Raw genomic sequence first — 11,909 nt, forward strand, 5'->3', positions numbered from 1 at the left:
GGTCGTAGATATGCTCGATCAGTTCGGTGCGGCTCACCACCTTGCCCTTGTGGTGCATGAGGTAGCTCAACAACTTGTATTCCTGCGCGGTCAGCTTGACCGGCTCTCCCGAAAGCGTGACGCGGCCCGAGCGCGTGTCCAGCCGCACATCGCCCGCGGTCAGTTCGCTGGACGTATTGCCGGAAGCGCGGCGAATCAGCGCGCGCAGCCGAGCGATCAGTTCTTCCGTCTGGAACGGCTTGGCCAGGTAATCGTCCGCGCCGGCGTCAAGGCCGGCCACCTTGTCCGACCAACTGTCGCGGGCGGTGAGTACGAGGACAGGGAAATTGCGCCCCTCACGACGCCACATTCCCAGGACGGTAAGGCCGTCGATCTCCGGCAGGCCCAGATCCAGGACCACGGCATCGTAATCTTCAGTCGAACCAAGAAAATGGCCGTCCTCGCCGTCAGCAGAGAGGTCTACGGCATAGCCGTTCTGCTCCAATGTGGTCTTAAGCTGGTTGCCTAGGGTGGGTTCATCCTCGACGATCAGGATGCGCAATTCCGGTCTCCCTTCATGAACGAGGCTGAGATGGGCCGAAACCCTTTGAGCGTCAAGCGAAGGACCTCAGGGCGTCTGGCCGATGATGCGTCCCGAACGGGCATCGACGTCAACGAAATAGACCTTGCCGTCCTGAATGAACTTCAGTCGGTAAGCCATGGCCGCCGCATCGTAATCGGGACCCAGGTACTGCTTGCCGGCCATCCGCGGCAGCACGATCTGTTCGATGCGACGGATGGACAGGATATTTCCCGCCTGGCGCTCCCGACGGGCCTCTCCCTGCTCGCCCCCATTTTCGGCACGAGCGGGCAGTGCAGCGGCGCCAAGCGCCACGAGCGTCAGAACGGCTAAAGGAGCAAGAAGCATCTTCATCACGGCTCAGGTGCCTAAGCATACGGCATTGAACAAGTGCTGAATGTGGCTGGAAGGCGTCAGACAGGTTTCGCTGTTGCCGATTTCCCACTAGCCAGCCCTCCCGGCCGCCCCTAGAGCGCCGCGCATGGCAATCGCACCGATCCTGAGCTGGGAAGACCTTGGGCTTATTCAGGGTTCCGGCTGGCTGTTCCGGGAACTCGACATCCACATCGCCCCGCGTGACCGGCTAGCCCTTATCGGCCGTAATGGCGCAGGCAAGACCACCCTGCTCAAGCTGATCGCCGGCCAGATCGAGGCGGATCGGGGCAAGCGATCGATCCAGCCCGGCACCAAAGTGGTGATGCTGGAACAGGACCCGTTCTTCACCGGTTATGCGACCCTTCTCGATTTCGCCATCCACGGCGAGGGTGCGCCGCCGCGCCATGAGGTGGAAGCGATCGCCGATCAACTCGGCATCGATCTCGCGCGTGAGGCGGCCAGCGCTTCGGGCGGTGAGCGACGCCGCGCTGCGCTGTGCCGCGCTCTTGCCTCCGAACCGGACTTGCTGCTGCTGGACGAGCCCACCAACCACCTCGACCTTGCCGCAATCGATTGGCTTGAAAGCTGGCTGCAACGTTATACCGGCGCCTTCGTGGTCATCAGCCATGACCGCACCTTTCTTACACGCCTGACCCGAGCGACGCTGTGGCTCGATCGCGGCTCCCTCAGACGCCGGGACGTGGGCTTCGGCGGTTACGAGGCATGGGAAGAGCAAGTCTATGCCGAGGAGGCGCGCGCCACCGAAAAGCTGGACGCCAAGCTCAAGATCGAGGCGCATTGGCTGGAACGCGGGGTAACCGCCCGCCGCAAGCGTAATCAGGGTCGGCTCGAAAAGCTTTACGAAATGCGCGCTCAGCGGGCAGCGATGCTGGCTCCGCAAGGTGCAGCCAAACTGGCGATCGCCGCGGATGATACGAAGACCAAGTCGGTCATCGTCGCCGAGCACGTGACCAAGCGTTTCGGAGCGGGAGACAATCAGCGCACCATCATCAAGGATTTCTCCCTGCGCATCCAGCGCGGCGACCGGATCGGCATCGTCGGCGCGAACGGATCGGGCAAGACCACCCTGCTCAAGCTCCTGACCGGTGAGATAGAGCCCGACGATGGTAGCATCACTCTGGCCAACACGCTGAGCGGCACAGTGATTGACCAGCAGCGCAGCCTGATGAGTCCTGAAAAGCGCGTTCGCGACGTTCTTGCCGAAGGCGGCGACTGGATCGATGTGCGAGGCGTGCGCAAGCACGTGCAGGGCTACCTCAAGGACTTCCTGTTCGATCCCGGTCTGGTCGATGCGCGGGTCGGCACGCTTTCCGGCGGCGAACGCTCGCGTCTGCTGCTGGCCCGCGAATTTGCCCGCAAGTCGAACCTGCTGGTGCTGGACGAGCCAACCAACGACCTGGATCTCGAAACGCTCGACCTCCTGCAGGAAGTGATCGCCGACTATGACGGCACTGTCCTGATCGTGAGCCATGACCGCGACTTCCTGGACCGCACCGTGAATGTCACGCTGGGGCTTGACGGTTCGGGCCATATCGACGTGATCGCCGGCGGCTACGCCGATTGGGAAGCTAAGCGCAGGCAGCGCACCGCGCCGGCCAAGGTCGCCAGGGCGAAGGACCCCGAAATCGCGCCTGCGCCCGTAACTCAGCCGCCTCGCAAGGCCAAGCTCTCCTATAAGGACCAACGCGATTACGAGCTGCTGCCCAAGCGGATCGGGGAACTGGAAGCAGCCATTGCCCGTGACGAGGCGGCCCTGGCCGATCCCGCTCTCTATACCCGTGATCCCGGCAGGTTCGCCGCGCTCACCGCCGCTATCGAGCAAGCGCGCGGCGAGAAGGAGGCCGCCGAAGAGCGCTGGCTGGAACTGGCGGAGCAAGTGGAAGGATAAGGCTACAACCTTGCAAGACCGTGCGGTTGACACAGTTGACACAGTCCAGAACACAAAGAGTCACCTCACTCGATAGAAGTCGGCGACGCGGTCCAGCGCCAGCCCCAGCACCAGCTTTCCGCTTCTGACCGGCCAACCGAGAGCCTTTTCCGCGGAAGGCACCGCTTCCCCCGCGCAGGCCACGCGCCACAGGATATCGGATAGCCCCGCTCCGGCTGCCGCGATCGCGCCGTCGAAGCGGGTCTTGGCCGCAAGTTGACGTTCGGCCGGAGTCAGCTCAGCCTCCGGTCCGCCCGAAATGCGCACCGGGTCCCAGCGCATGGTCACACGGGGAGCCAACTGAGCCCGCTCCCAATCGGCGCGGAGCAGTTCGCCGGCGACAAGATGGCGATCGGTCAAATGGCCCCGCGCGTGCAGCCAGGCCAATGCGGATTCCGCGAGGTTTACGGTAACGCTGCGCTTTCCCCGGCGCGGACGCGAGCGCGCCGGTCCTTCAATGGTGAGTTCGCGTTCGACAAGGTGCTGCTTCATGATCCGGTCCTCCAAATGGATGAACGGCTTGCCAAACGAACCCATCTGTAGGAAAGCAGAAAAACCAGATTGGTTATCAGTAGGACGAGCCATGATTAACCGCATCCGCGACATCCGCCTGCAAAAGGGCCTGACACTGGCCGATGTGGCGGCAGCCTGTGAGCCGCCAACAACCGCGCAGACCATCGGCCGCCTCGAAACCGGCATGCGCAACCTTTCGCTCGCCTGGATGAACCGCATCGCGGCGGCCCTAAAGGTAGAGCCGGAGACGCTGCTGCGCAGTGAAGGAGTCGAGCCGCCCCGGATCGTCGCGATGCTGGGCGATCAGGGTGCGGAAAGCCCGCGCCGCGAACTGGAAGCTGTGCCGCCTTATGCCCTTTCCACTGATACGCCCTGGCTCGTCATGGTGGTTGAGGCGTCCAGCGGCGAATATCGTGCCGGAGACCAGGTCTGGCTGCAGCAACACGAGGCCGAAGACGCGGCCAAGCTGCTGAACCGGGACGTGCTTTCTCCCCGCGCAGGCGGCCGCTTCGCCTTCGGCCGCCTCATCGATGCTGACGGCGATCGCGTCGTTCTGCTGCCTCCGGCCAGCGGCCAACGCCAGCTGACGGTGGAACATCCGGCATGGGTTGCCGTTGCGGAAATGCTGGTACGGAAACTCTGAGGCTGCAAAATCGGTTATGCGGATCCTTTCGATCTCCACCTTGTTTCCGAACCCGGTAAAGCCCTCATTCGGCGTCTTCGTCGGCAATCAGATGCGCGCCGTGGCCACGCGCGGCGATGTCGACCTGACGATGTTCAGCCCGATCGGCATGCCGCTATGGCCTCTTTCGATGCGCCAGCCTTACGCGCGCCTGCGCGAAGTGCCGCAAGCGAGCGACGCAGTGGGGCTGCCCGTGCATTATCCCCGCTTCACGTTGTTTCCGAAGATCGGCGGGGATTCCAACCCAAGGCGCATGGCCTCCTCCATCCTTCCGTTGGCGCGGCAATTTCACGAAGAACGGCCGTTCGATCTTGTCGACGCGCAGTTCTTCTTTCCGGACGGCCCGGCCGCGGCGATCGTGGCGCGCGAACTGGGCCTGCCGCTGACGATCAAGTCACGCGGCGCGGACATCCACTTCTGGGGCCAGCGGCCTCGCGCCCTCGCCCAGATGAGGAAGGCAGCGCGCCAGGCGGCCGGCCTGCTGGCAGTGAGCGAGGCTCTGCGCAATGACATGATCGCCCTGGGAATGCCCGCCGAGCGCATCGGCGTGCATTACACCGGTCTTGACCGCGAGAAGTTTCATCCGATCGAGCGCGGCGCAGCGCGCGCGCTGGTTTCGGCCATGCCCAATCTCAACATATGGTCGGAAGGGTCGCTGCTGGTGACGCCCGGCGCGCTTATTCCGCGCAAGGGCCAGCGACTGGTGATTGAGGCGCTAACGCGCCTGCCCGAAGCCCGGCTTGCGCTCGCGGGCGCTGGAGAGGACGAAGCCCACCTGAAAGCGCTGGCTAGACGGCTGGGCCTCGATGAGCGCATTCATTTTCTCGGCCTAGTCGATCATGACACTCTGCCGCATTTGCTGTGTGCCGCTGACGTGCTGGTCCTGCCCTCCGCTAGTGAGGGCCTTGCCAATGCCTGGGTCGAAGGGCTGGCATGCGGCACGCCGATCGTCATCCCCGATATCGGCGGCGCGCGCGAGATCATGAAGGATCGCAGCGCCGGCCGGCTCGCGCCCCGCTCGCCTGACGGCATTGCCGAAGCGGTTCTGGATATTCTTTCCGATCCGCCGACGCAGGCCCAAGTGGCGGAAAATGTCAGCCGTTTCAGCTGGGGCGTGAACGCACAGAACATCGTGCAGTTCTGGCGAAACGTGCTGGAGCGCGAGCCCTTGGCTCAGGAGCCCGCGCGCGCCGTCGGGTAACGCAATGGCCTTTACAGCCGGGCGCTGCGTTCCCTTGCCAATCGTTCCTGACGTTCCACCGCCGATTCCGTGGGCACGAAACTGTCGCCGCTGACGCCCAGCCAGATCAGGATCGGCGCCGCCATGTAAATCGAGCTGTACGTGCCCACGAAGATACCCAACACGATCGCCGCGGTCAGTCCAAAAAGGCTTTCCGGCCCGAATAACAGCAGCGGAATCAACGCCAGCAGCATCGAGGCCGAAGTCATGACCGTACGCGCCAGCGTCTCGTTTACAGACATGTCGAGCAATTCCGGCAAGGGCATCTTGCGGAATTTCTTCAAGTCCTCACGGATGCGGTCATAAACCACAATGGTGTCGTTGAGCGAATAGCCGACCAGCGCGAGCAATGCGGCGATGATCTGCAAGCTGAACTCCATCTGGAACAGCGCGAACATGCCCAAGGTCAGCGATACGTCATGGAACAGCGCAAACAGCGCGCCCACGCCGAACTGCCATTCGAAACGCACCCAGATATAAATCGCGACCGCCAGCATCGCCGCGCCCAGCGCGTAGATCGCCATGGTGCGGAACTCGCCCGAGACCTTGCCGGAAACCGTGCTGACACCGTCGATGCGCACATCGGGATGACCGGCGCGGATCGCTGCGACGATCTTGTTGCTGATCGCCTCGGCCATGCCTGGATTGCCTTCGGCCGCGGCCGGCAACTTGGTGCGGATGGAAACCTGGTTGGCCCCCCCGAAGCGCTGAATCACCGGATCATTGAAACCGAGCTTCGTCACTTCTTCGCGCAGACTGGCGACAGGCGCCTCGGCCGATTTCGTGAAGGTCGCCTCGATCTCCTGGCCGCCCGCGAAATCGATGCCGTAATTGAGGCCCCTCGTAATCACCAGAGTCCAGCTGGCGATAATCAGCAGGATGCTGACCGTGTAGAACGGCACCCGCCAGCGCAGGAAATGGATGTTGGTGTTGTCAGGGACGAGTTTGAGCAGACGCATGGATTTGTCCTGGGCTTGTCCTCAGACGTTCAATTCGGCCGGCCGCGCCTTGCGCAGCCAGTTGGCAACCCACATGCGGGTCAGCGAGACGCCGGTGAACACCGAAGTGAAAAGGCCGATGATAAGAACCACGGCAAAGCCGCGCACCGGGCCGGAGCCGAACGCGAAGAGCAGCACGCCAGCGATGAAATTGGTCATGTTGGCATCGTAAATCGCACGGCTGGCTTCCTTGTAGCCATTCTCAACCGCCGCCACGACCCGCCTGCCTTTCTTGCGTTCCTCACGCATGCGCTCATAAATCAGCACGTTGGCGTCCACCGCGGCGCCGATGGTCAGCACAAAACCGGCGATGCCCGGCAGGGTCAGCGTGGTGCCCATGGCCGCCATCACGCCCAGGATCATCAGGATGTTGAAGACCAGTGCGATCGTCGCATAAATGCCGAAGCGGCCATACGTGGCGATCATCAACAGCACGACGAGGCCGGAGCCGATCGACATGGCGATCAGCCCCTTCTTGATCGAATCCGCGCCAAGGTCAGGCCCGACGGTACGCTCTTCGACGACCGTAAGGTCCACGGGCAAAGCGCCGGAGCGCAGCGCAATGGCCAGCTGAGTGGCAGACTGGACGGAGAAACTGCCCGAGATTTGCGCACTGCCGCCCATGATCGGTTCATTGATCTTGGGCGCGGAAAGCACTTTGCCGTCCAGGATGATCGCAAAGCGCTTGTCGACGTTCTCACTGGTCAGCTTGGCGAACCTGGAGCCGCCTTCCTGATTGAAGGTGATGGAGACCACCGGCGTATTGTTGCGATTGTCGAACGACTGCTTGGCGTCCGTAAGTTGGTCGCCCTTGATGCCGCCCAGCCGCTTGACGGCGATCGCAGGCGCGCCACCGGCCTCCGCGGCTTTCTGATCGGCATAAGGAACGATCTCATCGCCCGGAGGGGTAATGCCCTGAGCCACGTCGCTGGGAGAAGCCGCCTCGTCAACGAGCTTGAACTCCAGCTTCGCGGTCTGGCCCAAGAGATTCTTGAGCGCGGTGGGATCACTAAGACCGGGAACCTGCACGACGATGCGGTTCGCCCCCTGCCGGATGATCGTCGGTTCGCGCGTGCCAAGGGCGTCGATACGCTTGCGAACCACTTCGACGGCGGTGTCCATGGCGTTTGAGATCGCCTGATCGAGCCCTTCCTTGGTCGGGGTCAACACGAAGCGGCTGCCGTCTTCCACGCGAATGTCCCAGTCGCGCTGACCGGTCAGGCCCGCCCCGCTGGTCAGTGGCAGAATCTGCTCGCGCGCAGCATCGACCCGCGACGGATCCTTGAGCATGAAGCTCAAGCTGCCGCCGCTGCTCGAAATATCGCCGATCTCGATGCGCGGCTCGGCCAGCTTGAGACGACCGCGAACCGATTCCTCCATGTTCTCCAGCCGCTGCTGACCCACCTGCTTTTCATTGGCCTCCAGCAGGATATGGCTGCCACCGGCAAGGTCCAGCCCGAGGCTGACTTGCGGATCGGGGAGCACCCTGGGCCAGGGCAGGTTGGAGACGGCGAACAGGGAAGGCAACGCGGCGGCGGCGATGACCAGCGTCAATCCCCAGAACCAGAGCCTTTTCCAGGTAGGAAATTCGAGCATTGCCTGTGGCTTCTCTCCAATCGGGCGAGTCGGTTTCACGACCGCCCGGGAAAACTGCTGCCTTGCGGGCGCTTCAGTCGTTAGCGGGCTTTGAGCCGGCGGGCGGGATCACGTCCGTGATCGTGGATTTCAGTGCCTTGACTTTTATGCCCTGCGCAATCTCCACCTCAGCATAATTCTCATCAACCTTGACGATCTTGCCGATCAGGCCACCGCCGGTCAGCACTTCGTCCCCCTTTTTCAACGCCGAAAGCTTGGCCTTGTGGTCCTTTTGCTGCTTCATCTGCGGGCGCATGATGAGGAACCAGAAAATCAGCGCCATCGCCGCGAACGGCAGATACTGCACCCATACCGGAGGCGCGCCCGCTGGGGCGGCAACGGCAAGCTGGTTAAGGATCGAGGTCTGCATTGAACTGAAGGGCCTTCTTGTAACGCTTGTAACGGTCCGATCGCGGCTCGGGCGACTTGCGCACGGCATCCGTTTTGCCGCACGCCTCGCCCGGAATCCGCAACCGGACTTTACCGGATGCGGGCGGTTAGCAACAAAGCGCCACGCTGGCAACGCGCGCCCTGCAGCGCATCCCCGGCCCGCCTGGTTGCGCTGACAGATAGGATCGTCCGTGAAGCGTTCAAGCGCCGGCAAAACTCTTTGCGGCAGCGCTTGCACATCGTTCGCGAGGTGCCTATAGGCCGCGGCTCCGGTCGGGACGTAGCGCAGCCTGGTAGCGCATCACACTGGGGGTGTGGGGGTCGGAGGTTCGAATCCTCTCGTCCCGACCAAAATTACCAGCTTTAACAAGCACTTAGCTGGCAGAAAAAGCTGCTCGTTTCCGTAAGCGCGCCCTGCATAAGCAGACCGTAAGCTGCGCCGTTGAATCGCTACCCTCGCAGCAACGCCCCACATCGCCAGGCAGGGCGCTGGTAGTGTAATGCTGGCAAGAGGCTCCAGTTCGAACTACAGTGGGGAATGCTCTGCCGTTTGACACCCCTTCTCCTATTCCTTCTTGCCGGATGCGTAACGACGCAAGACCAGGGGGAAGATCACGAACTGCAATATGCTTGCAATGATTTGGTCGTCGTTGGTCGAATAGCTACAACGAGCATTGCTGAACACGCCAGCACCGACCCTCAAGACCCACTCCCCGGCTGGCTGAGTGAGTTTGGCCTTCAAGTTCGCATCAAGCGCGTCGTCCGGGGCACGGAGCGTCGGTCTGTCGTTCCAGCCAGTAGCATCGCCCACGGGCAGATAAGAGGTGACAGAGATTTTCTTGTGGTCCTGAGTCCAAATCAAGGAAATGGATTTACCTTGAGCACCGCAGCACTAATGAGCAATCGACCAAAGCTGCGCGAACCTTGCCTTCGGCGCTGACTGTCGCGGTCGCGCCATACTACCCCACGCGGAGGCACCGTCAGCGAGTATACAGCGCTTCCCAACGGCGAAGGGCAGAAGGGCAGAGACCACGCCAATCATGTCACGCTGGTCCAGCGTCCCGCTTTCAATGCCGGGTAGGGAAAGCGGGAAAAGCCCGCGCTCCGCTTGCAAGGCGGGAACGCGGGCTTCGGGGTCTTGTGGCAGCACTCACCGAACGAAGATCGAAGTCGCATGATTCGATCTTCACACGAAGTCAGCGGTTCAGGCTCCGGTCGGGTTCGACTTCGCGCCGATGACGTTGTCGAGCGCCCAGGCGCCAGCGCCCGCGAAGACGAGATAGAAGAAAATGAAGCAGAACAGGACGGCCGGTTCGCCCATGTTCAGCACGGGCCAGAAGCCTTGCGATGCGTGCGCCATGAAATAGGCGACAGCCATTTCGCCCGAAGCGACGAAGGCGGCGATGCGGGTCTGGAAGCCCACGATAATCAGGATGGCGGTGATGACTTCGATCGCGCCGGCCGCCACCATCAGGGGCGGTAATGGATAAGTCAAACCTGGGATCGGCGCCGGAAACTGCAGGAATTTCATCGTCGCATGCTCAAGAAACAGCAAGGCGGTGACAATGCGCAGAAGTGCAAGGGCGCGCAGCGCCCAAGGGGAAGAAATCGACATGGTATATTGCTCCGAAAATGGTTGATTGCCCCTCCAGGCGGCAGACGCCGCCGCAATGATCGTCAGCCTCTCCCTAAAAGCTCGGCGGAAATTGGCGGATTGCCGAAGCGAAAACTCGACACCGTAAGCCCGCCGATGAAATCGGTCTGGTGATAGGTGACCGCCGCCGGCTCCTCACTGGCCGCGCCGACCGTCACCATCAGGGGGATGAGATGATCTTCACGCGGATGCGCAGCTCGGGCGCTAGGGGCCTGTTCCCAGGCGATCAGGCGCTGCTCACGCTCCTGGGCGGAAGCCAGAACCAGCGTCTGCTGAAGCCAATCGTCGAAATGGCGCGAAGGCTCGTATCCGCTGGTTCCTCGCATAGCCGGCAGGTTATGATAACTGAGGCCACTGCCGATAATCAGCACGCCCTCGCGGCGCAGCGGAGCCAGCGCCCTCCCCACGGCCAGGTGGAACGCCGGATCGAGCCCGGCGTCCAGCGACAGTTGCACGATCGGCATCTCTTCCTCGGGATAAAGCGGCTTCATCAGGCTGAAAGTGCCGTGGTCAAAACCGCGATCCGGATCGAGCCTTGCCCCGATTCCGGCCGTGCCCAGCAAATGCCGCACGCGGGCCGCCAGTTCCGGTGATCCGGGTGCGCCGTAACGGATATGATAGAGATAATCGGGAAAGCCGTAATAGTCGTAGACCATGCCGGGATTCGGGCTTGAGGAAACGGCAAGCCCCCGCTCCTCCCAATGCCCCGAGATGACGAGGACAGCGCGCGGCCGATCATGAAGCTCCGCCCGCATGTCGATCAGCGACTGCTCAAGCCGGTCGTAGTTCCGGCGGCGATCGCCGGTCATATAAGGCCACGGACCACCGCCATGGCTGATGAAATAGGTCGGGAGTAGCGGTTCAGTCACGTCATGCTCCGGCTGAATGCGGATGAACGGCCGCACGAGCGGCTTTAAGTGGAATGTGATCTTTTCGCTTCAATCTATCAACGCGCCTGTTATTGAAGCAGCGTTTCCTCTGGATTGATAATTGATGGATAAATTGATGAGCCTGCGCGTGTTCTGCGCGGTCGCGGAGTTGAAAAGCTTCACGGCGGCGGCAGCGCGGCTCGGCATTTCGCCCGCAATGACCAGCAAGCACGTGATGCACCTGGAAAACCGGCTGGAAAACCGGCTGCTCAACCGGACGAGCCGCCATGTCAGCCTTACCGAAACGGGCCAGCTCTATTTCAACCAGGTCAGGCAGATGCTTGACGGGCTGGAAGAAGTGGAGGCGGCGATCAGCAATGTCACCGTCATGCCGCGCGGCACGTTGCGGCTCAGCGCGCCGGTGTGGGTGGCGAACACGTTGGGCACGCGGTTGCTGGCCGAATATCATCGGCTTTATCCGGACGTGACGTTCGACCTCGATCTCAGCGGCCGCATCGTGAACCTGGTTGATGAAGGCTTCGACCTCGCCTTGCGAGCGACGGCGCCGGGACGGCTCGATCCCGGCCTGATCGCCCGACCCCTGAGCGAGATCGAGTTCCGCCTGATGGGCGCCCCCTCTTATTTCGCCCGCGCTGGCAAACCGCTAGTCACCGCTGATCTTAATGGTCATGAGCTGTTGAGTTACAGCGGAATGAATGCCGATCGGATCCTGGCGTTAGCGGGTCCTCGGGAGGATGAGCCGCCAAAAATCCGTACCTTGCTGCAAAGCGGGAACGAGACGTTGCTGCATCTGGCGGCGCTGGAGGGCATGGGCCTCGTGTTCCTGCCGATGTGGATGGCCCAACCCGATATCGCCGCGGGACGGCTGGAGGTCGCTCTGCCTGATACGCTGAAGTTCAGCGTAACGCTGCACGCCGTCTACCCCAGCCGAAAATATCTCTCAGCAAAGGTCCGCAGTTTCATCGACTTCATGGCGGTGCGCGCGTCCGGTTTTTTTGGGGAGTAAACCCAGCAGGAGCGGTAGA

Annotated in this window: 13 protein-coding genes and 1 tRNA gene; 5 read left to right on the plus strand and 9 right to left on the minus strand. The window is 62.2% G+C overall.

Annotated elements, in window-relative coordinates; all coding sequences use genetic code 11:
* Nucleotides 1-541 (minus strand): response regulator transcription factor (locus V7D69_RS02890; RefSeq protein WP_333605018.1); only part of this gene is annotated, 541 nt, incomplete at its 3' end.
* A 66-nt stretch (nt 542-607) separates the two neighbouring features.
* On the minus strand, nt 608-913 hold the full coding sequence (locus tag V7D69_RS02895) for a hypothetical protein (RefSeq protein WP_333605019.1): 306 nt from the start codon (nt 911-913) through the stop codon (nt 608-610).
* Nucleotides 914-1,040: 127 nt separating this feature from the next.
* Here V7D69_RS02895 and V7D69_RS02900 point away from each other — a divergent pair, with 127 nt between their 5' ends.
* On the plus strand, nt 1,041-2,843 hold the full coding sequence (locus tag V7D69_RS02900; RefSeq protein ID WP_333605020.1) for an ABC-F family ATP-binding cassette domain-containing protein: 1,803 nt from the start codon (nt 1,041-1,043) through the stop codon (nt 2,841-2,843).
* A gap of 60 nt (nt 2,844-2,903) precedes the next feature.
* On the opposite strand, the gene V7D69_RS02905 is transcribed toward V7D69_RS02900, so the two are convergent.
* Nucleotides 2,904-3,374 carry a DUF6456 domain-containing protein gene (locus tag V7D69_RS02905; RefSeq protein WP_333605021.1) on the minus strand — a complete coding sequence of 157 codons (471 nt, stop codon included), beginning with the start codon at nt 3,372-3,374 and terminating at the stop codon, nt 2,904-2,906.
* A 91-nt stretch (nt 3,375-3,465) separates the two neighbouring features.
* Here V7D69_RS02905 and V7D69_RS02910 point away from each other — a divergent pair, with 91 nt between their 5' ends.
* Nucleotides 3,466-4,038 carry a helix-turn-helix domain-containing protein gene (locus V7D69_RS02910; RefSeq protein ID WP_324060993.1) on the plus strand — a complete coding sequence of 191 codons (573 nt, stop codon included), beginning with the start codon at nt 3,466-3,468 and terminating at the stop codon, nt 4,036-4,038.
* 16 nt (nt 4,039-4,054) lie between these two features.
* Nucleotides 4,055-5,278, plus strand: a complete 1,224-nt coding sequence (locus V7D69_RS02915) for a glycosyltransferase (RefSeq protein ID WP_333605022.1) — start codon at nt 4,055-4,057, stop codon at nt 5,276-5,278.
* A gap of 11 nt (nt 5,279-5,289) precedes the next feature.
* Here the strand turns inward: V7D69_RS02915 and secF are convergent, their stop codons facing one another.
* From secF to yajC, 3 genes are all read right to left on the minus strand, one after another.
* Nucleotides 5,290-6,276 carry a protein translocase subunit SecF gene (gene secF, locus V7D69_RS02920; RefSeq protein ID WP_333605023.1) on the minus strand — a complete coding sequence of 329 codons (987 nt, stop codon included), beginning with the start codon at nt 6,274-6,276 and terminating at the stop codon, nt 5,290-5,292.
* 21 nt (nt 6,277-6,297) lie between these two features.
* Nucleotides 6,298-7,911, minus strand: a complete 1,614-nt coding sequence (gene secD, locus V7D69_RS02925; protein WP_333605024.1) for a protein translocase subunit SecD — start codon at nt 7,909-7,911, stop codon at nt 6,298-6,300.
* Nucleotides 7,912-7,984: 73 nt separating this feature from the next.
* Complete coding sequence (yajC, locus tag V7D69_RS02930; protein WP_324063544.1) at nt 7,985-8,320, minus strand: preprotein translocase subunit YajC; 336 nt, start codon at nt 8,318-8,320, stop codon at nt 7,985-7,987.
* Between the two features lie 294 nt (nt 8,321-8,614).
* Between yajC and V7D69_RS02935 the strand changes: the two genes are divergently transcribed.
* A tRNA-Pro gene (locus tag V7D69_RS02935) sits at nt 8,615-8,691 on the plus strand.
* A gap of 214 nt (nt 8,692-8,905) precedes the next feature.
* On the opposite strand, the gene V7D69_RS02940 is transcribed toward V7D69_RS02935, so the two are convergent.
* The 3 genes from V7D69_RS02940 to V7D69_RS02950 form a co-directional block, all read right to left on the minus strand.
* Nucleotides 8,906-9,202 (minus strand): hypothetical protein, encoded by a 297-nt coding sequence (locus V7D69_RS02940; RefSeq protein ID WP_333605025.1) that lies wholly within the window; start codon nt 9,200-9,202, stop codon nt 8,906-8,908.
* Between the two features lie 342 nt (nt 9,203-9,544).
* On the minus strand, nt 9,545-9,955 hold the full coding sequence (locus V7D69_RS02945; RefSeq protein WP_333605026.1) for a DoxX family protein: 411 nt from the start codon (nt 9,953-9,955) through the stop codon (nt 9,545-9,547).
* 62 nt (nt 9,956-10,017) lie between these two features.
* On the minus strand, nt 10,018-10,863 hold the full coding sequence (locus tag V7D69_RS02950) for a DODA-type extradiol aromatic ring-opening family dioxygenase (protein WP_333605027.1): 846 nt from the start codon (nt 10,861-10,863) through the stop codon (nt 10,018-10,020).
* Nucleotides 10,864-10,999: 136 nt separating this feature from the next.
* On the opposite strand from V7D69_RS02950, the gene V7D69_RS02955 reads away from it, so the two are divergent.
* Complete coding sequence (locus V7D69_RS02955) at nt 11,000-11,890, plus strand: LysR family transcriptional regulator (RefSeq protein ID WP_333605028.1); 891 nt, start codon at nt 11,000-11,002, stop codon at nt 11,888-11,890.
* The last annotated feature ends 19 nt before the right edge of the window (nt 11,891-11,909 follow it).

The sequence above is a fragment of the Novosphingobium sp. genome (genome assembly GCF_036733805.1).
Classification (GTDB): Bacteria; Pseudomonadota; Alphaproteobacteria; order Sphingomonadales; family Sphingomonadaceae; genus Novosphingobium.

What these genes read in the sequence shown, in the direction of transcription:
- V7D69_RS02895 (WP_333605019.1), bottom strand. Translation starts at nt 913, where the DNA reads ATGAAGATGCTTCTTGCTCCTTTAGCCGTTCTGACGCTCGTGGCGCTT.
- V7D69_RS02900 (WP_333605020.1), top strand. Translation starts at nt 1,041, where the DNA reads ATGGCAATCGCACCGATCCTGAGCTGGGAAGACCTTGGGCTTATTCAG.
- V7D69_RS02905 (WP_333605021.1), bottom strand. Translation starts at nt 3,374, where the DNA reads ATGAAGCAGCACCTTGTCGAACGCGAACTCACCATTGAAGGACCGGCG.
- V7D69_RS02910 (WP_324060993.1), top strand. Translation starts at nt 3,466, where the DNA reads ATGATTAACCGCATCCGCGACATCCGCCTGCAAAAGGGCCTGACACTG.
- V7D69_RS02915 (WP_333605022.1), top strand. Translation starts at nt 4,055, where the DNA reads ATGCGGATCCTTTCGATCTCCACCTTGTTTCCGAACCCGGTAAAGCCC.
- secF (WP_333605023.1), bottom strand. Translation starts at nt 6,276, where the DNA reads ATGCGTCTGCTCAAACTCGTCCCTGACAACACCAACATCCATTTCCTG.
- secD (WP_333605024.1), bottom strand. Translation starts at nt 7,911, where the DNA reads ATGCTCGAATTTCCTACCTGGAAAAGGCTCTGGTTCTGGGGATTGACG.
- yajC (WP_324063544.1), bottom strand. Translation starts at nt 8,320, where the DNA reads ATGCAGACCTCGATCCTTAACCAGCTTGCCGTTGCCGCCCCAGCGGGC.
- V7D69_RS02945 (WP_333605026.1), bottom strand. Translation starts at nt 9,955, where the DNA reads ATGTCGATTTCTTCCCCTTGGGCGCTGCGCGCCCTTGCACTTCTGCGC.
- V7D69_RS02955 (WP_333605028.1), top strand. Translation starts at nt 11,000, where the DNA reads ATGAGCCTGCGCGTGTTCTGCGCGGTCGCGGAGTTGAAAAGCTTCACG.